Origin of the sequence: Streptomyces sp. NBC_00597, assembly GCF_041431095.1 — a bacterium.
In the GTDB taxonomy this organism is placed as follows: domain Bacteria; phylum Actinomycetota; class Actinomycetes; order Streptomycetales; family Streptomycetaceae; genus Streptomyces.
Window position 1 is genome coordinate 5,435,602 of record NZ_CP107757.1, and the last position, 26,588, is coordinate 5,462,189.

Annotated in this window: 27 protein-coding genes and 4 tRNA genes; 24 read left to right on the forward strand and 7 right to left on the reverse strand. The window is 69.9% G+C overall.

Translation table 11 applies throughout. The features are described 5' to 3' along the window. The first annotated feature begins 110 nt into the window (after positions 1 to 110). The 4 genes from htpX (at position 111) to OG974_RS24725 (ending at position 2,984) form a co-directional block, all read left to right on the forward strand. The gene (gene htpX / locus OG974_RS24710; RefSeq protein WP_327284866.1) at positions 111 to 974 is read left to right on the forward strand and encodes a zinc metalloprotease HtpX; all 864 of its coding nucleotides are present in this window, start codon (positions 111 to 113) and stop codon (positions 972 to 974) included. After that, on the forward strand, positions 971 to 1,363 hold the full coding sequence (locus tag OG974_RS24715; protein ID WP_328763379.1) for a YccF domain-containing protein: 393 nt from the start codon (positions 971 to 973) through the stop codon (positions 1,361 to 1,363). Before htpX ends, OG974_RS24715 begins: the two co-directional genes overlap by 4 nt. Before the next feature lie 49 nt (positions 1,364 to 1,412). Further along, entirely contained in the window at positions 1,413 to 2,393 is a 981-nt protein-coding gene (locus tag OG974_RS24720; RefSeq protein WP_328763380.1) for a glycosyltransferase family 2 protein, read from the forward strand. Between the two features lie 66 nt (positions 2,394 to 2,459). Further along, a complete protein-coding gene (locus OG974_RS24725; protein WP_371644512.1) occupies positions 2,460 to 2,984 on the forward strand; it encodes an SMI1/KNR4 family protein in 525 nt (174 codons plus the stop codon). On the opposite strand, the gene OG974_RS24730 is transcribed toward OG974_RS24725, so the two are convergent. The 3 genes from OG974_RS24730 to OG974_RS24740 form a co-directional block, all read right to left on the reverse strand. Further along, complete coding sequence (locus OG974_RS24730) at positions 2,968 to 4,215, reverse strand: APC family permease (protein WP_327284869.1); 1,248 nt, start codon at positions 4,213 to 4,215, stop codon at positions 2,968 to 2,970. The two genes, OG974_RS24725 and OG974_RS24730, sit on opposite strands and share 17 nt — an antisense overlap. Positions 4,216 to 4,233: 18 nt before the next feature. Further along, positions 4,234 to 5,661, reverse strand: coding sequence for a SulP family inorganic anion transporter (locus tag OG974_RS24735; RefSeq protein ID WP_328763382.1), 1,428 nt, complete (start codon positions 5,659 to 5,661; stop codon positions 4,234 to 4,236). Between the two features lie 203 nt (positions 5,662 to 5,864). Next, entirely contained in the window at positions 5,865 to 6,353 is a 489-nt protein-coding gene (locus tag OG974_RS24740) for a YajQ family cyclic di-GMP-binding protein (RefSeq protein ID WP_030163016.1), read from the reverse strand. Between the two features lie 200 nt (positions 6,354 to 6,553). On the opposite strand from OG974_RS24740, the gene OG974_RS24745 reads away from it, so the two are divergent. Continuing rightward, positions 6,554 to 6,635: transfer RNA gene (locus OG974_RS24745), tRNA-Tyr, on the forward strand. Positions 6,636 to 6,753: 118 nt separating this feature from the next. Beyond that, a complete protein-coding gene (locus OG974_RS24750; RefSeq protein WP_327284890.1) occupies positions 6,754 to 7,191 on the forward strand; it encodes a DUF3574 domain-containing protein in 438 nt (145 codons plus the stop codon). Positions 7,192 to 7,242: 51 nt separating this feature from the next. Here OG974_RS24750 and OG974_RS24755 read toward each other — a convergent pair whose 3' ends face one another. Next, on the reverse strand, positions 7,243 to 7,899 hold the full coding sequence (locus OG974_RS24755) for an SDR family oxidoreductase (protein ID WP_328763383.1): 657 nt from the start codon (positions 7,897 to 7,899) through the stop codon (positions 7,243 to 7,245). Between the two features lie 67 nt (positions 7,900 to 7,966). Further along, positions 7,967 to 9,277, reverse strand: a complete 1,311-nt coding sequence (locus OG974_RS24760) for an amidohydrolase family protein (protein ID WP_327284892.1) — start codon at positions 9,275 to 9,277, stop codon at positions 7,967 to 7,969. A gap of 384 nt (positions 9,278 to 9,661) precedes the next feature. On the opposite strand from OG974_RS24760, the gene OG974_RS24765 reads away from it, so the two are divergent. The 10 genes from OG974_RS24765 to OG974_RS24810 all read left to right on the forward strand — a co-directional run bounded on the left by OG974_RS24765 (position 9,662) and on the right by OG974_RS24810 (position 15,404). Next, positions 9,662 to 9,734 (forward strand) — tRNA-Thr (locus tag OG974_RS24765). Positions 9,735 to 9,782: 48 nt separating this feature from the next. Beyond that, a tRNA-Met gene (locus OG974_RS24770) sits at positions 9,783 to 9,855 on the forward strand. 88 nt (positions 9,856 to 9,943) lie between these two features. Further along, a complete protein-coding gene (gene rpmG / locus OG974_RS24775) occupies positions 9,944 to 10,108 on the forward strand; it encodes a 50S ribosomal protein L33 (RefSeq protein WP_007265873.1) in 165 nt (54 codons plus the stop codon). Between the two features lie 160 nt (positions 10,109 to 10,268). Beyond that, positions 10,269 to 10,721 (forward strand): MaoC family dehydratase N-terminal domain-containing protein, encoded by a 453-nt coding sequence (locus tag OG974_RS24780; RefSeq protein ID WP_030870124.1) that lies wholly within the window; start codon positions 10,269 to 10,271, stop codon positions 10,719 to 10,721. A gap of 1 nt (position 10,722) precedes the next feature. After that, positions 10,723 to 11,151 (forward strand): MaoC family dehydratase, encoded by a 429-nt coding sequence (locus OG974_RS24785; protein ID WP_328763384.1) that lies wholly within the window; start codon positions 10,723 to 10,725, stop codon positions 11,149 to 11,151. Positions 11,152 to 11,237: 86 nt separating this feature from the next. Next, complete coding sequence (locus OG974_RS24790) at positions 11,238 to 11,810, forward strand: helix-turn-helix domain-containing protein (protein ID WP_327284895.1); 573 nt, start codon at positions 11,238 to 11,240, stop codon at positions 11,808 to 11,810. A 154-nt stretch (positions 11,811 to 11,964) separates the two neighbouring features. Beyond that, positions 11,965 to 13,425 (forward strand): DHA2 family efflux MFS transporter permease subunit, encoded by a 1,461-nt coding sequence (locus OG974_RS24795; RefSeq protein ID WP_327285745.1) that lies wholly within the window; start codon positions 11,965 to 11,967, stop codon positions 13,423 to 13,425. 36 nt (positions 13,426 to 13,461) lie between these two features. Next, a complete protein-coding gene (locus tag OG974_RS24800) occupies positions 13,462 to 13,860 on the forward strand; it encodes a DUF3291 domain-containing protein (RefSeq protein WP_327284896.1) in 399 nt (132 codons plus the stop codon). Next, positions 13,857 to 14,972: a UDP-N-acetylmuramate dehydrogenase gene (locus OG974_RS24805; protein WP_328763385.1), complete on the forward strand. Its 1,116-nt coding sequence runs from the start codon at positions 13,857 to 13,859 to the stop codon at positions 14,970 to 14,972. Before OG974_RS24800 ends, OG974_RS24805 begins: the two co-directional genes overlap by 4 nt. Positions 14,973 to 14,987: 15 nt before the next feature. Next, positions 14,988 to 15,404: a hypothetical protein gene (locus OG974_RS24810; protein WP_327284898.1), complete on the forward strand. Its 417-nt coding sequence runs from the start codon at positions 14,988 to 14,990 to the stop codon at positions 15,402 to 15,404. A 15-nt stretch (positions 15,405 to 15,419) separates the two neighbouring features. On the opposite strand, the gene OG974_RS24815 is transcribed toward OG974_RS24810, so the two are convergent. Together OG974_RS24815 and OG974_RS24820 are read right to left on the reverse strand one after the other, a co-directional pair. Further along, positions 15,420 to 16,439, reverse strand: coding sequence for an adenosine deaminase (locus OG974_RS24815; RefSeq protein WP_327284899.1), 1,020 nt, complete (start codon positions 16,437 to 16,439; stop codon positions 15,420 to 15,422). Positions 16,440 to 16,708: 269 nt separating this feature from the next. Beyond that, the gene (locus tag OG974_RS24820; protein WP_327284900.1) at positions 16,709 to 17,935 is read right to left on the reverse strand and encodes a pyridoxal phosphate-dependent aminotransferase; all 1,227 of its coding nucleotides are present in this window, start codon (positions 17,933 to 17,935) and stop codon (positions 16,709 to 16,711) included. A 195-nt stretch (positions 17,936 to 18,130) separates the two neighbouring features. On the opposite strand from OG974_RS24820, the gene OG974_RS24825 reads away from it, so the two are divergent. From OG974_RS24825 to rpoB, 8 genes are all read left to right on the forward strand, one after another. Next, a tRNA-Trp gene (locus OG974_RS24825) sits at positions 18,131 to 18,203 on the forward strand. A gap of 105 nt (positions 18,204 to 18,308) precedes the next feature. Beyond that, on the forward strand, positions 18,309 to 18,590 hold the full coding sequence (gene secE / locus OG974_RS24830) for a preprotein translocase subunit SecE (RefSeq protein ID WP_030154653.1): 282 nt from the start codon (positions 18,309 to 18,311) through the stop codon (positions 18,588 to 18,590). A gap of 84 nt (positions 18,591 to 18,674) precedes the next feature. Beyond that, positions 18,675 to 19,586 (forward strand): transcription termination/antitermination protein NusG, encoded by a 912-nt coding sequence (nusG, locus tag OG974_RS24835; RefSeq protein ID WP_328763386.1) that lies wholly within the window; start codon positions 18,675 to 18,677, stop codon positions 19,584 to 19,586. 168 nt (positions 19,587 to 19,754) lie between these two features. Continuing rightward, positions 19,755 to 20,189 carry a 50S ribosomal protein L11 gene (gene rplK / locus OG974_RS24840; RefSeq protein ID WP_327284902.1) on the forward strand — a complete coding sequence of 145 codons (435 nt, stop codon included), beginning with the start codon at positions 19,755 to 19,757 and terminating at the stop codon, positions 20,187 to 20,189. Between the two features lie 90 nt (positions 20,190 to 20,279). Then, on the forward strand, positions 20,280 to 21,008 hold the full coding sequence (rplA, locus tag OG974_RS24845; RefSeq protein WP_327284903.1) for a 50S ribosomal protein L1: 729 nt from the start codon (positions 20,280 to 20,282) through the stop codon (positions 21,006 to 21,008). A 398-nt stretch (positions 21,009 to 21,406) separates the two neighbouring features. Next, positions 21,407 to 21,937 carry a 50S ribosomal protein L10 gene (gene rplJ, locus OG974_RS24850; RefSeq protein ID WP_327284904.1) on the forward strand — a complete coding sequence of 177 codons (531 nt, stop codon included), beginning with the start codon at positions 21,407 to 21,409 and terminating at the stop codon, positions 21,935 to 21,937. 110 nt (positions 21,938 to 22,047) lie between these two features. Further along, positions 22,048 to 22,431, forward strand: coding sequence for a 50S ribosomal protein L7/L12 (gene rplL / locus OG974_RS24855; protein WP_327284905.1), 384 nt, complete (start codon positions 22,048 to 22,050; stop codon positions 22,429 to 22,431). Between the two features lie 586 nt (positions 22,432 to 23,017). Next, positions 23,018 to 26,500, forward strand: a complete 3,483-nt coding sequence (gene rpoB, locus OG974_RS24860) for a DNA-directed RNA polymerase subunit beta (protein WP_327284906.1) — start codon at positions 23,018 to 23,020, stop codon at positions 26,498 to 26,500. Positions 26,501 to 26,588 lie beyond the last annotated feature (88 nt).

A 26,588-nucleotide genomic window follows, 5' to 3' on the forward strand; every position in this document is an offset into this window, starting at 1 on the left:
AAGCCCCCACCTCGCGTTGACCGTGAAGGAAGGGTCCACTGGACCGTAGACCCTCAGATCCACAGATCCTGGACGCGGGTCCCCCTGCCGCACCACTTGGAGGGCGTACCGTGCACCGCCGGCACAACGGGCTGAAGACCGCCGTACTCCTCGGCGGGCTGTCCGCACTCATCATCCTCATCGGAAGCTTCTTCGGGCGGGGCGGCCTGATCATCGCCGTCCTCGTCGCCCTCGGGACGAACGCGTACGCCTACTGGAACAGCGACAAGCTGGCTCTACGCGCGATGCGCGCCCGCCCGGTCAGCGAGTTCGAGGCCCCGCAGCTCTACCGCATGGTGCGCGAGCTCTCCACGTCCGCGCGCCAGCCCATGCCCCAGCTCTACATCTCGCCGACCGAGGCGCCGAACGCCTTCGCCACCGGTCGCAACCCGCGCAACGCCGCCGTCTGCTGCACCGAGGGCATCCTGCGCATACTCGACGAGCGTGAGCTGCGCGGGGTGATCGGCCACGAACTGAGCCACGTCTACAACCGCGACATCCTGATCTCCTCCGTCGCCGGAGCCCTCGCCTCCGTGATCATGTTCCTGGTGAACTTCGCCTGGCTGATCCCGGTCGGCCGGTCCAACGACGACGAGGGGCCCGGAATCCTCGGCATGCTGCTGATCATGATCCTGGGCCCGCTGGCCGCCTCCGTGATCCAGCTGGCCATCAGCCGCTCGCGCGAGTACGAGGCGGACGCGTCCGGCGCCCAGCTCACCGGCGACCCGCTCGCCCTGGCCAGCGCCCTGCGCAAGCTGGACGCCGGCGTCAAGCAGCTCCCGCTGCCCCCCGAGCCCCGACTGGAGACCGCGAGCCACATGATGATCGCCAATCCGTTCCGCCCGGGTCAGGGCCTTTCTAAGATGTTCTCGACGCACCCTCCGATGGCCGAGCGCATCGCCCGGCTCGAACAGATGGCAGGACGTAGCCAGTGAAGACCATCCTCAACATCATTTGGCTCGTCCTCAGCGGCATCTGGCTGTTCCTGGGCTACTGCCTCGCGGGCGTGCTCCTGTGCATCACCATCATCGGCATCCCGTTCGGCATCGCGGCCTTCCGCATCGCCGTCTACGCCCTCTGGCCCTTCGGCTACACCACGATCGAGCGTCGGGACGCGGGCGCGGCGTCCTGCATCGGCAACGTCCTGTGGCTGGTCCTGGCGGGCTGGTGGCTGGCCATCGGCCACATCGTCACCGGCCTCGCCCTCTGCGTGACGATCATCGGCATTCCGTTCGGCATCGCCAACTTCAAGATGGTCCCGCTGTCGCTGCTCCCGCTGGGCCGTGAGATCGTCCCGACCGACGCGCCGTTCGCGTCCCGGTAGGCCCCGGCAGACCGCCGGGCGGCGAACAACTCACGTGCAGGGAGAGTCAGTGTCGGCTGCGAGCACGGCCACGACCCTGTCGGTCATCGTGCCGATGTACAACGAGGAAGAGGCGCTCCCCGCCCTGGTGAGCCGCCTGCGCCCGGTGCTCGACGACACCGGCGTCGGGTACGAGGTGCTCGCCGTCGACGACGGCAGCACCGACCGGACCGCCGAACTCCTGGAGAAGTTCCGCACGGACTGGCCCGAGCTCCGCATCGTGCGGCTGCGCGGCAACTCTGGCCACCAGGCCGCCCTGCGCGCCGGGCTGCACAGCGCGGTCGGGGCGTACGTGGCCAGCATCGACGCCGACCTCCAGGACCCGCCGGAGAAAATACCGGAGATGCTGGACCTCGCCCGGTCCGAGAACCTCGACATCGTCTACGGCGTCCGCTCCGACCGCAGCACCGACACCGGCTTCAAGCGGCGCACCGCCGCCGCCTACTACTGGCTCATGCGGCGCATGGTCGGCAAGCAGGTGCCCGCGCAGGCCGGGGACTTCCGGCTGCTCAGCCGCGAGGCCGTGGAGGCCCTCAAGGCCCTGCCCGACCAGCAGCAGGTCTACCGGCTGCTGGTGCCCTGGCTCGGCTTCCCGAGCGGGCAGGTCACGTACCGGCGGGCCGAGCGTGTGGCGGGCGAGACCAAGTACCCGCTGAGCAAGATGATCCGCCTCGCCGTGGACGGCATCACCAACTTCTCGGCCGCCCCGCTGCGGATCGCGACCTGGCTCGGCGTCATCAGCTTCGTGGCGTGCCTCGTCATGATCGCCGTGACCTTGGTGGTCTTCCTGGTCGGCAAGACCGTGCCCGGCTGGACCTCGCTGTTCGTCGCCATGCTCTTCCTCGGCGGGGTGCAGCTGATCTGCGTCGGCCTGCTCGGCGAGTACATCGGCCGGATCTACACCGCCGTACAGCGCCGCCCCACGTACTTCATCGGGTACGACTCGGCGCGCGAGGACACCGGCAAGGGGCCGCGGGAGACGGGCGGCTGACGGCGGCTCGGGCGCGCTTCGGCACAGGTCAGGGCGATTGTCAGTGGCGTGGGTCACCATGAACGCATGAACGAGACCGAGCAGTTGCTGGAGCAAGTCGCCACCCGTGCGCGCAGCGGTGCGGACGGGCCCGCGAAGCCCCTGCCGGCGCCGTTGGACGCCGCGGAGCCGGCCCGCGCCGCGCTCATACTCGGCTTCGAGCTGCCGCCGCTGCTCGCCGGTCTCCACACCCGTGTCGCGGACGGCGGGTTCGGCCCGGAGGGCGGGCTGATGCCCCTGGAGGACGCCGTCGCCACCTACCGGGCGATGCGCGGGTCCGGATGGAAATGGCCCGGCGGCGTGCTGCCGATCGCCCACTGGGGCTGCGGGACGTACGTGTGCGTCGACTGCCGGTCCGAGACCGCCCAAGTCCTGCTGTTCGACCCGACCCTGGGCGAACCGGACCTCGCCTGGTTCATCGACGCCCCGAGCCTGGCCGACTGGCTGCGCGGCTGGCTCGACGGCAGCGCCTGGTACTGCGAGGACTCCGCCGCGGGGGAGGAGTACGACCTGGACCTGGCGCCCTGGACCGACTTCAGGTCCCGCGTGTGACCCGCTCGCGCAGGGCGTAGACCAGCGCACCCACGGCCAGCACCGCAGCCCCCGCGACCGCCGACGCGGGAGGCAGCGCGCAGGCCAGCACGACACAGCCGGACAGCCCGACCGCTGCCACGGCCCGGCCCTTGACACCTGAATCGAGAGTCCACGCGGAAGCGTTCGCGATCGCGTAGTAGGCCAACACTCCGAAGGAGGAGAAGCCGATCGCGCCCCGCAGATCGGTGGTCGCCGCGAGCACCGCGACCACCGCACCCACAGCGAGCTCCGCACGGTGCGGCACCTGGTGCCGGGGGTGTACGGCGGCCAGCGCGCGGGGGAGATGGCCGTCCCGGGCCATCGCCAGGGTGGTCCGCGACACCCCGAGCACCAGGGCCAGCAGCGAGCCCAGCGCCGCCAGGGCCGCCCCGGCCCGGACCACGGGGGTCAGTCCGGGCCGGCCCGCCGCCCGTACCGCGTCGGCCAGCGGGGCCGTCGAAGCCGCCAGGGCGTCGGCCCCCAGCACCGACAGCGCCGCCACCGCCACCGCGGCGTACACGAACAGGGCGATCCCCAGGGCGAGGGGCACCGCCCGCGGGATCGTGCGCTCCGGATCACGCACCTCCTCGCCCAGGGTGGTGATCCGTGCGTACCCCGCGAAGGCGAAGAACAGCAGCCCGGCCGCCTGGAGCAGGCCGCCCGCGCCGCCCCCGGCCGGACCGCCGAGCCGGCCCGCGTCCGCCGCGCCGGACGTCAGGCACACCACCACGACCCCGGCCAGCACGGCCAGTACCGCCGCCACGATCAGCCGGGCGATCCGGGCGGACTTCTGCACGCCGCCGTAGCTCGCGGCAGTCAGCGCCACCACCGCCGCGACGGCCAGGGCCCGCTGCTGCCCGGGCCACACGTACGCCCCCACGGTGAGCGCCATCGCCGCGCACGAGGCGGTCTTGCCGATGACGAAACCCCAGCCGGCCAGGTACCCCCAGAACGGGCCGAGCCGTTCCCGCCCGTACACGTAGGTCCCCCCGGAGGCCGGGTACCGGGCGGCCAGCCGCGCCGAGGACCACGCGTTGCAGTAGGCGATCAGGGCCGCCACCGCGAGGGCGGTGAGCAGCGCGCCGCCCGCCGGTCCCGCGGCGCCCGCCGCCGGGGCGAGCGCGGCGAAGATGCCGGCCCCGACCATGGCGCCCAGCCCGACGACGACCGCGTCGAAGACGCCCAGTGTCCGCTTCAGCCCTGTGTTCACGGGCGGAGGGTAACCGCCCTAGATGACGCCCTCGCGACCGGCCAACGGGGTCCGGTTCTGCTCCCAGCCGTGAAGGGCCGTCAGGCAGGCGTGGTCCAGGTGGCGCAGCCCGCTCAGGTCGAGGCGCACGGGCTGTCCGGCCGGCAGTGCGTCAAGGTCGTCCAGCAGTTTCGGCAGCCGCAGGAAGCTGGCGCTCCCCATGACCTGCACGCGGAGCTCCTCGCCCTCCCACACCTCCTCGATGTGCACGTGGGAGGTCTCCCAAGCCGCCTTGACCACGGCGAGTCCCAGCCCGACCAGCACGCCCTCGAAGAGGTTGGTGGCCACGATCGCGCCCGCCGTAGCCACCAGCACCACCGCCTCGCCCCGGTGTGAGCGCCACAGGCCGGCGACGGCCCGCGCCGGCAGCAGTTTCCATCCGGCGTGCAGCAGCACCCCGGCCAGTGCGGCGAGCGGCACCACTTGGAGCAGTTGGGGGAGCGCGACGGCGAACAACAGCAGCCAGCCGCCGTGCAGCACCCGGGACGCCCGGGTGCGGGCCCCGGCTTCCACGTTGGCGGCGCTGCGCACGATGACGGCCGTCATCGGCAGCGCACCGAGCAGTCCGCACACGGTGTTGCCGACGCCCTGGGCCATGAGCTCCCGGTCGTAGTGGGTCTTCGGCCCGTCGTGCATCCGGTCGACGGCGGCCGCGCTGAACAGCGTCTCGGCCGAGGCGATCAGGGTCAGGGCGACCACGGTTCCGAGGGCGCCGGCCGAGGCGAGCAACCCGAAGTCCCTCCAGCCGGGCGGGGTCACGGCCCCCAGCACGCCGGTCACCGTCACCTTGTCGACGGGCAGCCGCAGCAGCACGGACACGAGGGTGGCGGCCGCCACCCCGACGAGCGCTCCGGGTACGAGCCGCATCCGGGCCGGCATCCGGCGCCAGGCCACGACGACGGCGATGGTTCCGGCCCCGAGCGCGACGGCCGCCCAATCGGCCTGTCCGGCGAGCGACGGCACCGCGGCCAGCTTCTCCAGCGTGCCGCCGGGGGCCGGTACCCCGCCCATGGCGTACAGCTGCCCCGCGATCAGGACGAGGCCGATCCCGGCGAGCATCCCGTGCACGACGGCCACGGAGATCGCCCGGAACCATCGACCGAGCCGCAGCGCTCCCATGGCCAGCTGGAGCACCCCGGCGGCCAGGACCAGGACACCGAGCGCGCGCGCCCCGTGCGTGTGCACCGCTTCGTAGACGAGCACGGTGAGACCGGCGGCCGGCCCGCTCACCTGGAGCGAGCTGCCCCGGAACCAGCCGGTGATCAGCCCGCCCACCACACCGGTGACGATGCCGAGCTCGGCCGGCACACCGGAGGCGACGGCCACGCCCACGCAGAGCGGCAGTGCGACGAGCGCGACGACGACGGAAGCCCCGAAGTCTTCGCGAAACGTGTCGAGACCGGACATCCGAGAACCTCCCCTGACCCGCGGTGACGGGTGTCCCCAGGGTGGTGGGCGCGCGTAGCGCTGCCCAAGTGGTCATCGGGAGCCATTGAGGCGCATGCGCCGCGCACGCCGGGCCCATGTCCCGCACGCCCCCGGAAACAGCCGCGGCCCGGCGGTCCTGGAGAGGACCGCCGGGCCGCCGGACGGCAGGTGGCAGACCGCGATCAGCGGTAGTTCACGAACTGGATCGCGAAGTCCAGGTCCTTGCCCTTGAGCAGCGCCTGGATGGCCTGCAGGTCGTCACGGCTCTTGGAGCTGACGCGCAGCTCCTCGCCCTGCACCTGGGCCTTGACGCCCTTGGGGCCCTCGTCCCGGATGATCTTCGCGACCTTCTTGGCGTTCTCCTGGGAGATGCCCTCCTCGATGGAGGCGAAGATCTTGTACTCCTTGCCGGACAGCTGCGGCTCGCCGGCGTCGAGCGCCTTCAGCGAGATCCCGCGCTTGACCAGCTTGGTCTCGAACACGTCCAGGACGGCCTTGACGCGCTCCTCGGAGTTCGCCTCCATCAGGATCTTCTCGCCGGACCAGGCGATGGTGGCGCCGGTGCCCTTGAAGTCGTAGCGCTGCGAGAGTTCCTTGGCGGCCTGGTTGAGGGCGTTGTCGACCTCCTGCCGCTCGACCTTCGAGACGATGTCGAAACTGGAGTCGGCCATGTGCTGTGGCTCCTTGAAGTCGGCTGTCATTGCCCCGGAGGGCGCGGCCGGACATCCCCGGACCGCTCCGCAAAGCCTAGCCACCGCGCCCACTCGCAGGGCTGATCAATCCGGTGGTGAAGCACCCCCGGTCATCAGGTATCGTTTACGTCGTTGCCAGGGAGCGCCGCCGCGAGGCGGAAAAAATGGCAGCACCTCTTGGCGGTGTGCCCGAGTGGCCAAAGGGAGCAGACTGTAAATCTGCCGGCTCAGCCTACCCAGGTTCGAACCCTGGCGCCGCCACGCGATGTGAGACCCCCGTACTGCGGAAGCGCCGTACGGGGGTCTTCTCGCATACCGCCGTTCGGCGGGGGGCCGGTGACCGGCCGCATCGTCCCGGTCCGCTGTTCGTTCTCCGGACGTGAACCTCATTTCTGACACGCGCGGGAAGGTCGGCGGCGGCGTGCTCCTCGCCCTCCTCGGAGCCGGCATCCCGGCTCTGGTCGGCGCGGCACTGCACAGCCACGTGGGCGCGCCCTACCAGGAGACCACCCTCTATTTCGGCACCGAACGCCCCGGCGGCCGGACCCCCGTCGCGGAGCAGGAGTTCATGCGGTTCCTGGACCGCGAGATCACACCCGCCTTCCCCGAGGGCCTCACGCTCCTGGACGGGCGCGGCCAGTGGCAGCGGGCCGGCAAGGTCATCCGCGAGACCTCGTACGAGGTGGTCCTGCTCTACCCGGAGAAGGAGGCCGACGAGCGCAGCGCGCGCATCGAGCGGATCCGGCAGGCCTACGAGAAGCAGTACCAGCAGGACTCCGTCGGCCGTTCCGACGACAAGGTGACCGCCGAGTTCTGAGGGCTCCTCAGCTGCTCCCCAGCCGCCCCACAACCGTCGCTCAGCCGTCCCTCAGTTGCCCGCGACGTCCTTGACGGCCACCGCGACCGGCGTCGACCCCCCGATCAGCTCCAGCGTCAGTCCGGCCGTCGCCGGGGTCTCGACCAGCTCCGCCAGCACGGCCGCCACGTCGTCGCGCGTCACCGGTCCGCGGCCCGTCCGCGCCTCCAGCCGCACGTGCCCCGTCCCGGGGTCGTCGGTGAGCGAGCCGGGCCGCAGGACCGTCCACTCCAGGCCCAGCCGCGTCCGTACGTGCTCGTCCGCCGCGCCCTTAGCCCGCAGGTAGACGTCGAAGACGTCATCGCCCTCGTGGTGCGCGTCCGCGCCCATCGAAGAGACCATCAGGAAGCGCCGCACCCGCGCCCGTTCGGCCGCGTCGGCGAACAGCACCGCCGCACCCCGGTCCACGGTGTCCTTGCGGCCCGCGCCGCTGCCCGGGCCGGCCCCGGCAGCGAACACCGCCACGTCCGCGCCCTGCAGGATGCCCGCCACGTGCTCGACCGAAGCCGACTCCAGGTCGCAGAGCACCGGTTCGGCGCCCGACTCCCGCAGGTCGTCGCCCTGCGCCCGGTCGCGGATGATGCCGGCGACCTCGTACCCGCGCGCGGCGAGGAGCTGCTCCAGCCGCAGAGCGATCTGACCGTGTCCACCCGCGATGACGATGCGCATGCCCCGACCGTACGACGAGCCGGGCGCCCGCGCCCGCGAAGGTCACCGCCGACGGGCCGGCGGACGTTCAGGGACCGGGCTCCGTACGGCCCTGCCGGGGCAGGTCCAGGGCCACCGCGACCGCCGAGTCGCAGTACTCCCGTACGGCACTCGTCCGGGCTACCACCCGGCCGCGGTGGATCACGATCCGGCTGTAGGCCAGGGACAGCACGCCCGCGATCCGGTCCCCGCGCACGGCGAGCAGCTCCGCCGGGAAACCGGCCTCGACCCGGACCTCCGGCAGCCCCATGGCCTCGCGGGCGCAGGCACTCACCGACGCGTAGGCCTCGCCCGCCCGCAGCCCGCCCTGGGACGCCAACAGGTACGCCGCCTCCAGCGGGTCGCCGCGCCCGACCGGGTTCCCGGCGTCCCGCAGCGCCCCGCTGCCGGCCGCGACCCGCACCCCGGCGGCACGCAGCAGCCGTACGGGCGCGGTCCGCAGGCCGCGCCGCTCCAGGGCCGCACAGTCGCCCTGGGGCAGGCAGGTCACCCGTACGCCGGCCGCGGCCAGCTGGTCGGCGGCCCGGTGCGCCACGTCCAGCGGGAGCCGCGACAGCCCGCCGCAGGGGCCGATCGTGACCCCCGGCCGGAGCCCGCCCGCCATCGCCGCGAGCCGGGCCAGCCGGCCGGGATCGTCACCGTCCGTGTGCAGGTCGACGGGGCAGCCGTGCTCGGCGGCGAGTTCCAGGACGGCTTCGAGGAAGCCCGTCGGGTCGGGGTCCAGGTCCGGGCAGCCGCCGATGACGGAGGCGCCCATCTTCACCGCGTCCCGCAGCATGGCGAGCCCGTCCCCCCCGGCCGCGCCGGTCAGCAGGCGGGGCACGGCGACGGCGGTCAGGTCGGCGAGCCCCCGCAGGGAGCGGCGGGCCTGGAGCACGGCCTCCATGGGGCCGAGGCCGTGGACGTCGCCGATCCGGACGTGGGAGCGCACCGCCGTGGCGCCGTGCCCGAGCTGGAGCAGGGCGGCCTCGGTGGCCCGCCGCTGCACCTCGTCGGGCGTGTACGAGACGGGCCCCTCGCCGTCGGCGGTCAGGGCGGTGTCCCCGTGGGCGTGCGGCTCGGCGGGGGCGGGCAGCAGCAGGTAGCCGCTGAGGTCCACCCGGTTGAGCGCGGGGGAGGGCAGGCTGCCCGCGGTGCCGACGGCCTGGATCCGGCCGCCGCCGAGCCGGACGTCGACCGTACGGCCGTCCGTGAGGCGGGCCCCGACGAGCAGGAGGGTGGAGGATTCGGCGGCGGCCGCGTTCGCGTTGCCGGCCGGGCGCTGCGGCCCGTGGCCGCCGCCCTCGCCACGGCCGCCCGGCGGGAAGGGGGACGGCTGCTGCGGCTGGCTGTCGGACATCGCGCTCCTGCGGTGGCTCGGGCGGTTCCTGGGCCGTGTGGCCGCTGCCCGCGGCCCAAGATCACGCAGCGTGCTCAGAGCCTAGGGTGCAGGGCTCTCCCGTTCACGGAGGAGCGCAATAGTCGTACCGGTGTGGTGCCCGTGCGCCGCAGCGTGCAGGCGCCCGCGTGCGCCTGCCGTACGGGTTCGACGCGTGCCCTCTCGTGCGGGCCCGGGAGCGCCGCGCGGGGTGTCAGTTTTGTGAGCCCGGCCACAATCTGACCCGAAATCGGCTCCGGGGCCGCCTGCGCCCTGATCGGGAAAGTCTCGGCGACCCCCTCGGAGGCCAGTCCCCGCAAAGGATTTGGGCGATGGGCGGGCAACCGTGTAATGTCTTCATCGCTCGCCCCAATAGCTCAGTCGGTAGAGCGTCTCCATGGTAAGGAGAAGGTCTGCGGTTCGATTCCGCATTGGGGCTCTGGTGAGAGAGGTTCCCCGCCCTCGGGTGGGGAGCTGATCACATCAAAGCGGCGTAGCTCAGTCGGTAGAGCAAGCGGCTCATAATCGCTGTGTCACCGGTTCAAGTCCGGTCGCCGCTACCCACAGTAGCCGATTGCGGGGTCGGTCTCCCGATCGGCTACTCTTTTATGCGTTCATCCGTCCCATAGTCCGTCAAGGAGCACTCACGTGGCTGCCACCGACGTCCGCCCGAAGATCACGCTGGCCTGCGTGGAGTGCAAGGAGCGGAACTACATCACCAAGAAGAACCGGCGTAACAACCCGGACCGCATGGAGATGAAGAAGCACTGCCCGCGCTGCAACTCGCACACCGCGCACCGCGAGACCCGCTGACCCTAGCGAAGTCTCGAATACAGGCACCGTCATGAGGTCGTCCCCTTCATCGGGGGGCGGCCTCGTGTCGTTTCCACGATCGGCTCCCTGATCGTTTTGTGATCGGTTCCCTGATCGTTTTCCTGATGTGACCGTCTTTTTCAACAGGAGGTAGGGAGCCATGGCGCTCGACCAGTCCTTCGTCGGGCGGAGCTACCCGCCCACCGATCCGTACGAGGTCGGCCGGGAGAAGATCCGCGAATTCGCGGTGGCGGTGGGTGACGCGAATCCCGTCTACACCGACCCCGATGCCGCCAAGGCGTTCGGCCACCTCGATGTGATCGCTCCGCCGACTTTCGTGTTTGCGATCACATTCGCGGCGGCGGGCCAGGTAGTGGAGGACCCGCAGCTGGGTCTGGACTACAGCCGCGTCGTGCACGGCGACCAGAAGTTCGCCTATTCGCGGCCCGTGCGGGCCGGTGACCGCCTGTCGGTCACCTCCACCATCGAAGCCGTGAAGTCGATGGCGGGCAACGACATCATCGACATCCGCGGCGAGGTCCACGACGAGACCGGCGAGCACGTGGTGACGGCGTGGACGAAGCTCGTCTCCCGCGCCCCCGAGGAGGCCTGAGATGACTGCGCAGATCAACTACGCCGACGTCGAGGTCGGCACGGAGCTGCCGGCGGCGTCCTTCCCGGTGACGCGCGCCACGCTGGTGCGGTACGCGGGCGCCTCGGGCGACTTCAACCCGATCCACTGGAACGAGAGGTTCGCCAAGGGGGTCGGGCTGCCGGACGTGATCGCGCACGGCATGTTCACGATGGCCGAGGCGATCCGCGTCGTCACCGACTGGGTCGGCGACCCGGGCGCGGTCGTGGAGTACGGCGTGCGGTTCACGAAGCCGGTGGTCGTGCCGAACGACGACGAGGGCGCGCTGATCGAGGTCACGGGCAAGGTCGCGGCCAAGCTGGAGGACAACCGGGTACGGGTTGACCTGACGGCCATGAGCGCGGGCCAGAAGGTCCTGGGCATGTCCCGGGCCGTGGTGACCCTGGCTTGACCCGTCCGTTCCCCGGCCGCCACGGCGCCGGGGAACGGCTCCGGCCGGGGTTGACTTAGTTAGTGATTGAGCACTAACTTATTGCCATGGCAAGGATGAGCGCAGACGAGCGACGTGAGAGCGTCATCCGCGCGGCGATGCACGAGTTCGCCCGCGGCGGGTACTACGGGACCTCCACCGAGGCCATCGCCAAGCGCGTCGGCGTTTCGCAGCCGTACCTGTTCCGCCTCTTCCCCAACAAGCCGGCCATCTTCCTCGCCGCCGCCGAGCGCTGCCTGCGGGACACCCGCGAGGTCTTCGCCGCCGCCGCCGAGGGGCTGGAGGGGGAAGAAGCCACGGTCGCCATGGCGAACGCGTACGCCCGGCTCATCTCCGAGGACCCGGACAAGCTCCAGATGCAGCTCCAGATGTACGTCACCGTCGCCGCCGCCGAGGCGGCCGGCGACCACCAGCTCGGCGAACTCGTCCGCAAGGGCTGGATGGAACTCTGGGACACCGTTCACATCCCCCTCGGCGGCGACGTGAACGAGACCACGACCTTCATGGCCTACGGAATGCTGATCAACACCCTGGCCGCCATGGGTTTTCCGCCCGGGCACCGGGTGTGGGAGGCGCTGTACCCCTCCGCCCGCGTCGAGAAGCAGTCGGAACCGGAGTAGGTGCATCCGGGCTCTGCGCTGCGGCGCATTTTCATGCGCCGCAAAGTTAGTAAGTGATAACTAACAGCTCAGTTCTCACCTTCAGGGGGAAACCGTGAACGGCTCGCAAGACACCAGAGAGACCCGAGACACCCGCGAGGCACGGGACACCGCGATGCGCGCACCCGCCGTCTGGGCCCTCGTCCTCACCTCCACGGCCGGCTTCATGGCCGCCCTCGACAACCTCGTCGTCACCACCGCGCTCCCCGCCATCCGCAAGGACCTCGGCGGTGCGCTGGAGGAGTTGGAGTGGACGGTGAACGCGTACACGCTCACCTTCGCCGTCCTCCTGATGTTCGGCGCGGCCCTCGGCGACCGCTTCGGCCGGCGCCGTCTCTTCATGGCCGGCCTCGCGGTATTCACCGGCGCCTCCGCTGCGGCCGCCATCTCGCCCGGCATCAACGAGCTCATCGCCGCCCGCGCAGTCCAGGGCGTCGGCGCCGCGGTCATGATGCCGCTCACCCTCACCCTGCTCACCGCCGCCGTCCCGGCCGCCCGCCGAGGCATGGCCCTCGGGATCTTCGGCGCCGTCGGCGGCCTCGCCGTCGCCAGCGGCCCGCTCATCGGCGGCACCCTCACCGAGCACATCTCCTGGCAGTGGATCTTCTGGTTGAACGTCCCGATCGGGCTGGCCCTGATCCCGCTCGCCCGCCTCAAGCTGGCCGAGTCGACCGCCCCGAACGCCCGTCTCGACGTACCGGGCACGCTCCTCATCAGCGGCGGCCTCTTCGGCATCGTCTACGGGCTCGTCAACGCCAACGCCCACGGCTGGACCAGTGCTCCCGTACTCACCGGCCTGATCGCCGGCACCGCGCTCGTCGGCGGATTCGTCCACCACGGCTTCCGCAACCCGAACCCGATGCTGCCCATGCGCCTCTTCCTGCGCCGCGGCTTCCTCGGGATCAACATGGCCAGCCTGCTGATGTACCTGGGCATGTTCGGCTCGATCTTCCTGCTCAGCCAGTTCCTCCAGGGCGTCGCCGGCTACTCGCCCACCCAGGCCGGGGTGCGCATGCTCCCCTGGACCGCCATGCCGATGTTCGTGGCCCCGGTCGCGGGCATCCTGTCCGACCGGATCGGCGGCCGTCCCGTCGTCGCCGCCGGGCTCGCGCTGCAAGCCCTCGGCCTCGGCTGGTTCGCGATGATCCTGAGCGCCGACGTCTCGTACGCCGCCCAGCTGCCGGCGCTGATCCTCAGCGGCATCGGCATGGGCCTGTACTTCGCCCCCGCCTCCAACATCCTGATGTCCACCGTGTCCCCCGCCGACCACGGCAAGGCCTCCGGCGCCAACAACGCCCTGCGCGAGGTCGGCGGAGCACTCGGGGTCGCCGTCCTGGCCTCCGTCTTCTCCGCCCAGGGCGGCTACGAGTCCCCGCAGGCCTTCACCGACGGGACCGTGCCCGCGCTGTGGATAGGCGCCGCCGCGGTGGCCGTGGCAGCCGCCTTCGCCCTTCTGGTCCCGGGCAAGCGGGCCGCCCAGGGCCGGGCGCCCGGCGCCGCCGGGAACGCCCCCGCCTCCGCCCACAGCCCCGCTACCAGCCCCGTCCCCGCCGACAAGGTCCCCGCCGCGCGCTGAACGGCTCCCGACCGCGAACGGAAAGGAACACCCGCCATGCCCGACGTCCCCTGGTCCACGCCCACCCCGCCCGCTCCCGGCGCCGAGGTCCACGTCATGGCCTCCCGCTTCGAGACCGAGACCCTCATCGGAGCCTTCCGGTTCTTCCTCCGGTCGCCCGGCATCATCCGCCAGGTCCGCCGGGCCCCCGGAGCCCACGGCGTCGCCCTCCGGGCCCGGGTCTTCAGCCGGACCTTCCTGACCCTCTCCGCCTGGCAGGACCGCGACGCGCTGTACCGCTTCGCCGGCAGCGAGCCGCACCGCTCCAGCTCCCGCGCCGCCGCGGCGTTCATGCGGGAATCGACCTTCGCCTTCTGGACCGCCCCGGCCTCCGGGCTCCCGGTCACCTGGGCCGAGGCCGAGCGCCGGCTGGCCGAACAGCGGGCCCGCTCGTGACGTGCGGTCCGTGGCCCCGCAGGGATGCGAGGGGTACGGACCGTACTCTTGTCCACGTGCAGGAACTCCACGACGCCCCCCTCGCCCCCCTGACCACCTTCCGTCTCGGTGGCCCCGCCACCCGGCTGGTCACCGCGACCACCGACGCCGAGGTGGTCGAGGCCGTCCGCACCGCGGACGAGAGCGGCACCCCGCTCCTCGTCATCGGCGGTGGCAGCAACCTGGTCATCGGCGACCGCGGCTTCGAGGGCACCGCCCTGCGCATCGCGACCACCGGCTTCCACCTCGACGGCACCACCCTGGAGCTCGCCGCCGGCGAGAACTGGAGCGACGCCGTCGCCCGCAGCGTCGAGGCGGGCCTGGCCGGCATCGAGTGCCTCGCCGGAATCCCCGGCTCCGCCGGTGCCACCCCCATCCAGAACGTCGGGGCGTACGGCCAGGAGGTCTGCGACACCATCACCGAGGTCGTCGCGTACGACCGCACCCGGCGCGAGACGGTCACGCTGACCGCCGCCGAGTGCGCCTTCCGGTACCGCAACAGCACCTTCAAGGACCAGCCCGACCGCTACGTCGTGCTGCGCGTCCGCTTCGCCCTGGAGGACGCGGGCGGCCTGTCCGCACCGATCAAGTACCCCGAGACCGCCCGCGCCCTCGGCGTCGAGGCCGGCGACCGCGTCCCGGCCGCCAGCGCCCGCGACACCGTGCTGCGCCTGCGCGCGGGCAAGGGCATGGTCCTCGACCCCGCCGACCACGACACCTGGTCCGCCGGCTCCTTCTTCCACAACCCGATCCTGAGCGACGAGGCGTACAGCGCCTTCCTCACCCGCGTCCAGGACCGCCTCGGCCCCGACACCGCCCCGCCCGCGTACCCCGCCGGCGACGGCCGTACGAAGACCAGCGCGGCCTGGCTGATCGACAAGGCCGGCTTCACCAAGGGATACGGCACCGGCCCCGCCCGGATCTCCACCAAGCACACCCTCGCGCTGACCAACCGTGGCGGGGCCACCACCGAGGACCTCCTCGCCCTGGCCCGCGAGGTCGTCACGGGCGTCCATGCGGTCTTCGGGGTCACCTTGGTCAACGAGCCGGTGACGGTCGGCGTCAGCATCTGAGGAGCCCCGGCCGCCATGCTCTGTCCACTGCACGGGGCCGGTACGGACCCCACCCGCCTGGTGGGACGCACGATCAGCCGGATCGTCGCGTCCTGGCACGTCTACGAGGGCGAGCGCTCCGAGGCGCCGCTCGACGTCTGGCTGATCGACAGCGAGGGCGAGTCCACCAGGATCAGCACCGGGTCCGACTGGTGCCTGATCGTCGAGTCCGCGCAGCCCCACGCGCCGTACGACATGGGGGAGTGGGGCCGGATCGAGGTCGGCGAGGACCTCGGCGACCACCCCTTCCTGCGCCACCTCGGGCACACGGTGGCGACCGTGGCCGAGTTCGCGGTCCCGGAGACCGGGCGCACCCAGCTGGAGATCGGCTTCCCCGACGGCGACCGGGTCCGGGCCGACTGCTGGGAAGGCGACCTGCGGCTCACCCGCTGACCGCCGGACGGCCGGCTACGAGGCCAGCCAGTGGTCGATCCCGGCCAGCAGCTTGTCCTGTACGTCCGCCGGCGCCGCCGAACCCCGCACCGACTGCCGGGCCAGCTCGGCGAGCTCCGCGTCCGTGAACGCGTGGTGGCGGCGGGCGATCTCGTACTGCGCCGCCAGCCGTGACCCGAACAGCAGCGGGTCGTCCGCGCCCAGCGCCATCGGCACCCCGGCCTCGAAGAGCGTGCGCAGCGGGACGTCCTCGGGCCGCTCGTAGACCCCGAGGGCGACGTTCGACGCCGGGCAGACCTCGCAGGTGATCTGCCGGTCCGCGAGGCGCTGTAGCAGCCGCGGGTCCTCGGCGGCCCGCACGCCGTGGCCGATGCGCGAGGCGTGCAGATCGTCCAGGCAGTCCCGGACCGAGGCGGGCCCGGTGAGCTCGCCGCCGTGCGGGGCCGCGAGCAGGCCGCCCTCACGGGCGATGGCGAAGGCCCGGTCGAAGTCGCGGGCCATGCCGCGGCGCTCGTCGTTGGAGAGCCCGAAGCCGACGATGCCGCGGTCGGCGTAGCGGACGGCCAGGCGGGCGAGGGTGCGGGCGTCGAGCGGGTGCTTCATCCGGTTGGCGGCGATCAGCACGCGCATGCCGAGGCCGGTCTCGCGCGATGCCGCGTCGACGGCGTCCAGGATGATCTCGACGGCGGGGATCATGCCGCCGAGCAGCGGGGCGTAGGAGGTGGGATCCACCTGGATCTCCAGCCAGCCGCTGCCGTCCCGTACGTCCTCCTCGGCGGCCTCGCGGACGAGGCGCCGGATGTCGTCGGGCTCGCGCAGGCAGGACCGGGCGGCGTCGTACAGGCGCTGGAAACGGAACCAGCCGCGCTCGTCGGTGGCGCGGAGCTTGGGTGGCTCCCCGGCGGTCAGGGCGTCCGGCAGGCGGACGCCGTACTTGTCGGCCAGCTCCAGCAGGGTCGACGGGCGCATCGAGCCGGTGAAGTGCAGGTGCAGGTGGGCCTTCGGCAGAAGCGTGAGATCGCGTGCGTGCTCCATCTGGTGATCCTGCCAAACCGCAGCGCCCGGCGGGAGGGTCTTTTACCGATCGGGGTCTTGCTCGTACGCGTGAGCGGGGTGCGGGACCCGCGGTGCGGGGCTGACGGGCGACGCCGCCCGTACCCGCGCCCCGAACGCCGGCGGGGCAGCTCCTCGGGGCCCCTCCCCGGGCCCGGGAACGCCGGAGCGGCGCCACCCGACGGGGTGGCGCCGCTCCGTATCCGCTCCGCTCGACCGCCGGAGGGCTCGGCCTAGGCCTAGGCCGAGGCCTAGGCCTTGGCCTCCGCCAGCAGCTTCTGGATGCGGGACACGCCCTCGGCCAGGTCCGCGTCGCCCAGGGCGTACGACAGGCGCAGGTAGCCGGGGGTGCCGAAGGCCTCGCCCGGGACGACGGCGACCTCGGCCTCGTCCAGGATCAGCGCGGCCAGCTCGACGGAGGTCTGCGGGCGCTTGCCGCGGATCTCCTTGCCGAGGAGCTCCTTGACCGACGGGTACGCGTAGAACGCGCCCTCGGGCGTCGGGCAGAACACGCCGTCGATCTCGTTCAGCATCTTGACCATGGTCTGGCGACGGCGGTCGAAGGCCTTGCGCATCTCCGCGACCGCGTCCAGGTTGCCCGAGACGGCGGCCAGCGCCGCGACCTGGGCCACGTTGGAGACGTTGGACGTGGCGTGCGACTGCAGGTTGGTCGCCGCCTTGATGACGTCCTGCGGGGCGATGACCCAGCCCACGCGCCAGCCCGTCATCGCGTACGTCTTGGCGACGCCGTTGACGACGATGCACTTGTCGCGCAGCGCCGGGACCAGGACCGGCAGCGAGGTGAACTTCGCGTCGCCGTAGACGAGGTGCTCGTAGATCTCGTCCGTCAGGACCCACAGGCCGTGCTCGGCGGCCCACTCGCCGATCGCCTTCGCGTCGGCCTCGGAGTACACGGCGCCGGTCGGGTTCGACGGGGAGACGAACAGGACGACCTTGGTGCGCTCGGTGCGGGCGGCTTCGAGCTGCTCGACGGACACGCGGTAGCCGGTGGTCTCGTCGGCGACGACCTCGACCGGGACGCCACCCGCGAGGCGGATCGACTCGGGGTAGGTGGTCCAGTACGGAGCCGGGACGATGACCTCGTCACCCGGGTCGAGGACGGCGGCGAACGCCTCGTAGATCGCCTGCTTGCCGCCGTTGGTCACCAGGACCTGCGACGCGTCGACCTCGTAGCCCGAGTCGCGCAGCGTCTTCGCGGCGATCGCGGTCTTCAGCTCGGGCAGACCCCCGGCCGGCGTGTAGCGGTGGTACTTCGGGTTGCGGCAGGCCTCGACCGCGGCCTCGACGATGTAGTCCGGGGTCGGGAAGTCGGGCTCGCCCGCGCCGAAGCCGATCACCGGGCGCCCGGCGGCCTTGAGGGCCTTGGCCTTGGCGTCCACGGCGAGCGTGGCGGACTCGGAAATGGCGCCGATACGGGCGGACACCCGGCGCTCGGAGGAAGGCGTTGCAGAGGTCATGCGGCCAATCGTCCCAGACGCTCCGGAGGCGCCGCACACCGTTTCAGTCATCGGACGGAGCAGCCCAAAATGCGCTCTGTTCGACGTCAGGGCCCGGACCACGTACACTCACCTGTCGTTGGACCCCGCCGATCACTCCAGAGCGCGAGCACTCCGTGCACCCGTCTGGATGCGGTAGGTTGGGGGACGCAACAAAGGGTCGTAGCTCAATTGGTAGAGCACTGGTCTCCAAAACCAGCGGTTGGGGGTTCGAGTCCCTCCGGCCCTGCTCCACACTCCGTCTCGGACGTGTGCGCAGGTACGTACTTCGATGCAACGCCGTGCGGCGCAACCGGGCGCGGCTACGGCCACGACCCGGATTCAGGTGAGAGACGTGACGGACGCCCTGGGCTCCATCGACATGCCTGACGCCGAGGACGACACCCGCGAGAAGAAGGCCCGCAAGGGCGGCAAGCGCGGCAAGAAGGGTCCTCTGGGCCGACTCGCGCTGTTCTACCGCCAGATCATCGCGGAGCTCCGCAAGGTCGTCTGGCCGACGCGCAACCAGCTCACGACGTACACCACCGTGGTGATTGTCTTCGTCGTCATCATGATCGGTCTGGTGACCGTGATTGACTATGGGTTCCAGGAAGCCATCAAGTTCGTCTTCGGCTGATCCCCGCGGAGGGCGGCGCCTTGATGGGTGCCGCCCGTTTTCGCATGTTCGACCACCTTTTGTATCCAGGAAGAAGCAGCCACCGTGTCTGACCCGAACCTGAACGCGAGCCCCGACTCCGTCGAGTCCGTCGAGGACGCGCTCGACATCGTCGAGGCGGCAGACGCTGTGGACCCCGACGAGGCCGAGCTCGCCGACGCCGAGGCGGGTGTCGCCGCCGAGCAGGCCGCGCTGCACGTCGAGGACGAGGCTGACGAGGTCGCGGACGACGAAGACGCGGACGAGGAAGCCGTCGCGGCCGAGGCCGGCGACGTCGAGGACGAGGCCGAGGACGCGGAGGAGGCCGAGGAGGCCGCCGACGCAGAGCCCGCCGAGCCGGTCGACCCCATCCAGGCCCTGCGCGACGAGCTGCGCCTCCTGCCCGGCGAGTGGTACGTGATCCACACCTACGCGGGCTACGAGAAGCGCGTGAAGGCCAACCTGGAGCAGCGCGCCGTCTCGCTGAACGTCGAGGAGTTCATCTACCAGGCCGAGGTGCCCGAGGAAGAGATCGTCCAGATCAAGAACGGCGAGCGCAAGAACGTCCGGCAGAACAAGCTGCCCGGTTACGTTCTCGTCCGCATGGATCTGACGAACGAGTCCTGGGGCGTCGTCCGCAACACCCCCGGTGTCACCGGCTTCGTCGGCAACGCGTACGACCCGTACCCGCTGACGCTGGACGAGATCGTCAAGATGCTCGCCCCCGAGGCGCAGGAGAAGGCCGCCAAGCAGGCCGCGGAAGAGGCCGGTCTGCCCGCGCCCGCCGTCAAGCGCACCATCGAGGTCCTGGACTTCGAGGTCGGCGACTCGGTCACCGTCACCGACGGCCCGTTCGCGACGCTGCAGGCGACCATCAACGAGATCAACCCCGACTCGAAGAAGGTCAAGGGCCTGGTCGAGATCTTCGGTCGCGAGACCCCGGTCGAGCTCAGCTTCGACCAGATCCAGAAGAACTGACGATCTTCTGAGCCAACGCTTCCGGACAGGTCAGATCGCCCCCTGAAGGGCGGTCTGACCTGCTCGGTTTTTAGCCCCGCTCCGATACCCGTTATCGTGGTGCGGTATGCCTCCATCCGGATGACCGGATTGGCGGCGAAAAACTCTCACTAGGACCCGGAGAGAGCAATGCCTCCCAAGAAGAAGAAGATCACGGGGCTTATCAAGCTCCAGATCAAGGCCGGTGCGGCCAACCCGGCTCCGCCGGTCGGCCCCGCGCTCGGTCAGCACGGCGTCAACATCATGGAGTTCTGCAAGGCCTACAACGCCGCGACCGAGTCGCAGCGTGGCATGGTCGTGCCGGTGGAGATCACGGTCTACGAGGACCGCACCTTCACCTTCATCACCAAGACTCCGCCGGCCGCGCGCCTCATCCTGAAGGCCGCGGGCATCGAGAAGGGCTCCGGCGAGCCCCACAAGACCAAGGTCGCCAAGCTCACCGGCGCCCAGGTCCGCGAGATCGCCGAGCTGAAGATGCCCGACCTCAACGCCAACGACGTCGACGCCGCGATGAAGATCATCGCCGGCACCGCGCGCTCGATGGGCGTCACGGTCGAGGGCTGATCCAGCCACCCCCCAGCACCACCCAGTGGTAGGACCAAGCGCTGGTCCGGACCACGACTCCATGCCTGAAGCCAAAAAACAGGAGCAGAAGTGAAGCGCAGCAAGACTCTCCGCGCTGCGGACGCCAAGGTCGACCGGGAGAAGCTGTACGCCCCGCTCGAAGCCGTGCGTCTCGCCAAGGAGACCTCCACGACCAAGTTCGACGCCACCGTCGAGGTCGCCTTCCGCCTGGGTGTCGACCCGCGCAAGGCCGACCAGATGGTCCGTGGCACCGTGAACCTCCCGCACGGCACCGGTAAGACCGCCCGGGTCCTGGTCTTCGCGACCGGTGACCGTGCTGCGGCCGCGGAAGCCGCTGGCGCCGACATCGTCGGCGACGACGAGCTGATCAGCGAGATCGCCAAGGGCAACCGCCTGAACGAGTTCGACGCGGTTGTCGCCACCCCGGACCTCATGGGCAAGGTCGGCCGCCTCGGCCGCGTGCTCGGTCCGCGTGGTCTGATGCCGAACCCGAAGACCGGCACCGTCACCATGGACGTTGCCAAGGCTGTCACCGAGATCAAGGGTGGCAAGATCGAGTTCCGTGTCGACAAGCACTCGAACCTGCACTTCATCATCGGCAAGGTCTCCTTCTCCGATGAGCAGCTGGTCGAGAACTACGGCGCGGCCCTGGACGAGATCCTTCGTCTGAAGCCGTCCGCCGCCAAGGGTCGCTACGTCAAGAAGGCCGCCCTGAGCACCACGATGGGCCCCGGCATCCAGCTGGACTCGAACCGCACCCGGAACCTCCTCGTCGAGGAAGACCCGGCCGCTGTCTGAGCCCCACGCTGAGCCAACGGCTCACTTGAGTGGCTGAACGGGCCCCTCGCCCCCTCACAGGGCGGCGAGGGGCCCGTTTTCTCGTACGGGGAGGGGCGCCGTCGGGTGGCGGAGGTCGTCGTTCCGTACCGGGAGGGCGGCCGGCTGCTGACCGATTTGCCTGAGCGGTGCCGCGTCGCGTAGTCTCCTCCAGAAGCCAAAGACCGCTGGTCGTTGCCGCGCCCGTGAGGGTGTGGTGGCCGAAGGATCCGCCAATTGCGGACGTCCTGCGCAGGTGACTGTGGAAAGTTCCCGGGATTTCATTCCGGTTGAGCTACGCCCTGGCGCCTGCGCCGGGGCGTTTCGTATGTCAGCCCCTTCTGAGCGGTCCTCATCACCCGGAAGGAGGCGAACGCACCATGCCGACGCCCAACAAGGCTGCATCGGTAGCCGAGCTCAAGGACGCGTTCCAGAGCTCGAACGCCGCCGTGCTGACCGAGTACCGGGGTCTCACCGTCGCGCAGCTCAAGACGCTGCGTCGCTCCCTTGGTGAGAACGCCCAGTACGCCGTGGTGAAGAACACGCTGACCAAGATTGCGGCCAACCAGGCCGGGATCACCGCGCTGGACGAGCACTTCGCTGGTCCGACTGCGGTCGCCTTCATCACCGGTGACCCGGTGGAGTCGGCGAAGGCCCTGCGTGACTTCGCCAAGGACAACCCGAACCTCATCATCAAGGCGGGTGTCCTTGATGGTAAGGCGCTCACCGCCGATGAGATCAAGAAGCTTGCGGACCTTGAGTCCCGCGAGGTTCTGCTCAGCAAGCTGGCCGGCGCGTTCAAGGGCAAGCAGTCCCAGGCTGCCTCGCTCTTCCAGGCGCTGCCGTCGAAGTTCGTCCGCACCGCGGAAGCGCTTCGCGTCAAGCTCGCCGAGCAGGGCGGTGCCGAGTAATTCGGCTCGCGCATTGATCCACGCCGCCTAGTGCGTGGGTCGTAGCGGGCCGTTACGCCCGCCTCTATACACATCCGGCACCTGCCGAATTAGTGGAAGGATCGCCCATCATGGCGAAGCTCTCTCAGGACGACCTCCTCGCCCAGTTCGAGGAGATGACCCTCATCGAGCTCTCCGAGTTCGTTAAGGCCTTCGAGGAGAAGTTCGACGTCACCGCCGCCGCGGCCGTCGCCGTTGCCGGCCCCGCCGGTGTCGGCCCCGCCGCCGAGGCCGAGGAGGAGAAGGACGAGTTCGACGTCATCCTCACCGGCGCCGGTGACAAGAAGATCCAGGTCATCAAGGTCGTGCGTGAGCTGACCTCCCTGGGCCTCAAGGAGGCCAAGGACCTCGTGGACGGCGCCCCGAAGCCCGTCCTGGAGAAGGTCAACAAGGAGGCCGCTGAGAAGGCCGCCGAGTCCCTCAAGGGCGCCGGTGCCTCCGTCGAGGTCAAGTAACACCTCTGGGGCCTCCTGAGGCCCCAACCAAGGGCGATCACCCGTAAGGGTGGTCGCCCTTTGGCGTACCCGCAGTGCCTGACTTGCCCTGGTCTCGTTGGGGAGTAGGGTGATCATCGTTGCCCCGCGGCCGGGTCCGAAGCTGATCCGCACGGAGCAGGGGGCCTTGACGAACGGCACGCGGCGCGCAATTCTCAGTCCCGTTGTGGGATCGATCGGCTCGATCGTGGATCCGAGGTATGGATCGACTACGAAGAGGGCAGTACTGATACGCGCTCTGTGTGCGAGAGCCACGAGAGACGCGTGTTGGACGCAGGGTCGCAGGGTTGGTTTAAACGACATGGGGAAGGCCTGTTGCCGGTTTCCGGAAACCTGGTCTGGACATCAGTGAGCCAAGTGGCTACACTGACCCTTTGCGCTGCCTGTTAGCTGCCCCCTGCCCGTCGCCAGGGGCATGCCCACGCTTAAGCACACTTGATAGATACGCCCTGACCAGGTCTTTTCGGCCAAATCAGGGGGACCGTCTTCTGTGTCAGCTGGGACCGGTACGCGCGTAGTGAGTCCGAGCCCTCGGAAGGACCCCCTCTTGGCCGCCTCGCGCAACGCCTCGACCAATACGAACACCGGTGCCAGCACCGCCCCGCTGCGCATCTCCTTTGCAAAGATCAAGGAGCCCCTCGAGGTTCCGAACCTCCTGGCGCTGCAGACCGAGAGCTTTGACTGGCTGCTCGGCAATGCAGCCTGGAAGTCTCGCGTCGAGTCGGCGCTTGAGAGTGGACAGGACGTCCCCACCAAGTCCGGTCTGGAAGAGATCTTCGAGGAGATCTCGCCGATCGAGGACTTCTCCGGGTCGATGTCGCTGACCTTCCGCGACCACCGTTTCGAGCCGGCGAAGAACTCCGTCGACGAGTGCAAGGACCGCGACTTCACGTACGCGGCGCCGCTTTTCGTCACGGCCGAGTTCACGAACAACGAGACCGGAGAGATCAAGTCTCAGACGGTCTTCATGGGCGATTTCCCGCTCATGACCAACAAGGGCACCTTCGTCATCAACGGCACCGAGCGTGTCGTGGTGTCGCAGCTCGTCCGTTCCCCCGGTGTCTACTTCGACTCCTCCATCGACAAGACGTCCGACAAGGACATCTTCGCGGCCAAGATCATCCCGTCCCGGGGTGCCTGGCTGGAGATGGAGATCGACAAGCGCGACATGGTCGGTGTCCGCATCGACCGCAAGCGCAAGCAGTCCGTCACCGTCCTCCTGAAGGCTCTCGGCTGGACCACCGAGCAGATCCTTGAGGAGTTCGGCGAGTACGAGTCCATGCGCGCCACCCTGGAGAAGGACCACACCCAGGGCCAGGACGACGCGCTGCTCGACATCTACCGCAAGCTGCGCCCCGGCGAGCCGCCGACCCGCGAGGCCGCTCAGACGCTGCTGGAGAACCTCTACTTCAACCCGAAGCGCTACGACCTCGCGAAGGTCGGCCGCTACAAGGTGAACAAGAAGCTCGGCGCCGACGAGCCGCTCGACGCCGGTGTGCTCACCACCGACGACATCATCGCGACCATCAAGTACCTCGTGAAGCTCCACGCGGGCGAGACCGAGACCACCGGTGAGTCGGGCCGTTCGATCGTCGTCGAGACCGACGACATCGACCACTTCGGCAACCGTCGTCTGCGCAACGTCGGCGAGCTCATCCAGAACCAGGTCCGCACGGGTCTGGCTCGTATGGAGCGCGTCGTCCGCGAGCGCATGACCACGCAGGACGTCGAGGCGATCACGCCGCAGACCCTGATCAACATCCGGCCGGTCGTCGCCTCCATCAAGGAGTTCTTCGGCACCAGCCAGCTGTCGCAGTTCATGGACCAGAACAACCCGCTGTCGGGTCTGACGCACAAGCGTCGTCTCTCGGCTCTGGGTCCCGGTGGTCTGTCTCGTGAGCGGGCCGGCTTCGAGGTCCGTGACGTGCACCCGTCGCACTACGGCCGCATGTGCCCGATCGAGACCCCCGAAGGCCCGAACATCGGTCTGATCGGCTCGCTCGCGTCCTACGGCCGCGTCAACGCGTTCGGTTTCGTCGAGACCCCGTACCGCAAGGTCGTCGAGGGTGTCGTCACCGACGAGGTTGACTACCTGACCGCCGACGAGGAAGACCGCTTCGTCATCGCCCAGGCCAACGCCGGCCTGAACGACGAGATGCGCTTCACCGAGAACCGCGTCCTGGTCCGCCGTCGTGGCGGCGAGATCGACTACATCGCCGGCGGCGACGTCGACTACATGGACGTCTCCCCGCGCCAGATGGTGTCCGTCGCGACCGCGATGATCCCCTTCCTGGAGCACGACGACGCCAACCGCGCCCTCATGGGCGCGAACATGATGCGCCAGGCCGTTCCGCTGATCAAGGCGGAGGCCCCGCTCGTCGGCACCGGCATGGAGTACCGCTGTGCGGTCGACGCCGGTGACTCGATCAAGGCGGAGAAGGACGGTGTCGTCCAGGAGGTCTCGGCCGACTACATCACCGTCGCCAACGACGACGGCACGTACACCACGTACCGCGTCGCCAAGTTCTCCCGCTCGAACCAGGGCACCTCGGTCAACCAGAAGGTCATCGTCAACGAGGGCGACCGGATCGTCGAGGCCCAGGTCCTCGCCGACGGCCCGGCCACCGAAGAGGGCGAAATGGCCCTCGGCAAGAACCTGCTCGTCGCGTTCATGCCGTGGGAAGGCCACAACTACGAGGACGCGATCATCCTGTCGCAGCGCCTCGTACAGGACGACGTCCTCTCCTCGATCCACATCGAGGAGCACGAGGTCGACGCCCGTGACACCAAGCTGGGCCCCGAGGAGATCACCCGGGACATCCCGAACGTCTCCGAGGAGGTCCTCGCCGACCTCGACGAGCGCGGCATCATCCGCATCGGTGCGGACGTCGTCGCCGGCGACATCCTGGTCGGCAAGGTCACGCCCAAGGGCGAGACCGAGCTGACCCCCGAGGAGCGCCTGCTCCGCGCGATCTTCGGTGAGAAGGCCCGCGAGGTGCGTGACACCTCGCTCAAGGTGCCTCACGGTGAGATCGGCAAGGTCATCGGTGTCCGCGTCTTCGACCGTGAGGAGGGCGACGAGCTTCCCCCCGGCGTGAACCAGCTGGTCCGCGTCTACGTCGCCCAGAAGCGCAAGATCACCGACGGTGACAAGCTCGCCGGCCGCCACGGCAACAAGGGTGTCATCTCCAAGATCCTTCCGATCGAGGACATGCCCTTCCTTGAGGACGGCACGCCGGTCGACATCATCCTGAACCCGCTGGGTGTCCCGTCCCGAATGAACCCGGGACAGGTCCTGGAGATCCACCTCGGCTGGCTCGCCAGCCGCGGCTGGGACGTCTCCGGCCTCGCGGAGGACTGGGCCGAGCGCCTGAAGGTCATCGGCGCCGACCGCGTCGAGCCCGGCACCAACGTCGCCACCCCGGTGTTCGACGGCGCCCGCGAGGACGAGCTCGCCGGCCTGTTCGAGCACACCATCCCGAACCGCGACGGTGACCGCCTGGTCCTCCCGTCCGGCAAGGCGCGCCTGTTCGACGGCCGCTCCGGCGAGCCGTTCCCGGACCCGATCTCGATCGGGTACATGTACATCCTCAAGCTCCACCACCTGGTCGACGACAAGCTCCACGCTCGGTCGACCGGTCCGTACTCGATGATCACGCAGCAGCCGCTGGGTGGTAAGGCGCAGTTCGGTGGCCAGCGCTTCGGTGAGATGGAGGTGTGGGCGCTTGAGGCTTATGGCGCCGCTTACGCCCTCCAGGAGCTGCTGACCATCAAGTCCGACGACGTCACCGGCCGCGTGAAGGTCTACGAGGCCATCGTCAAGGGCGAGAACATCCCCGAGCCGGGCATTCCCGAGTCCTTCAAGGTGCTCATCAAGGAAATGCAGTCGCTCTGCCTCAACGTGGAGGTGCTGTCCTCGGACGGCATGTCCATCGAGATGCGCGACACCGACGAGGACGTCTTCCGCGCGGCGGAGGAGCTCGGTATCGACCTGTCCCGGCGCGAGCCGAGCAGCGTCGAAGAGGTCTGACGGGCCTGACGGGGGGCTCGCTCAAGAGCCCCCCGTCATCCCCGGGACCGTTCAGACCATGATTGAGACTCGACCCCGAAAGAGGGAT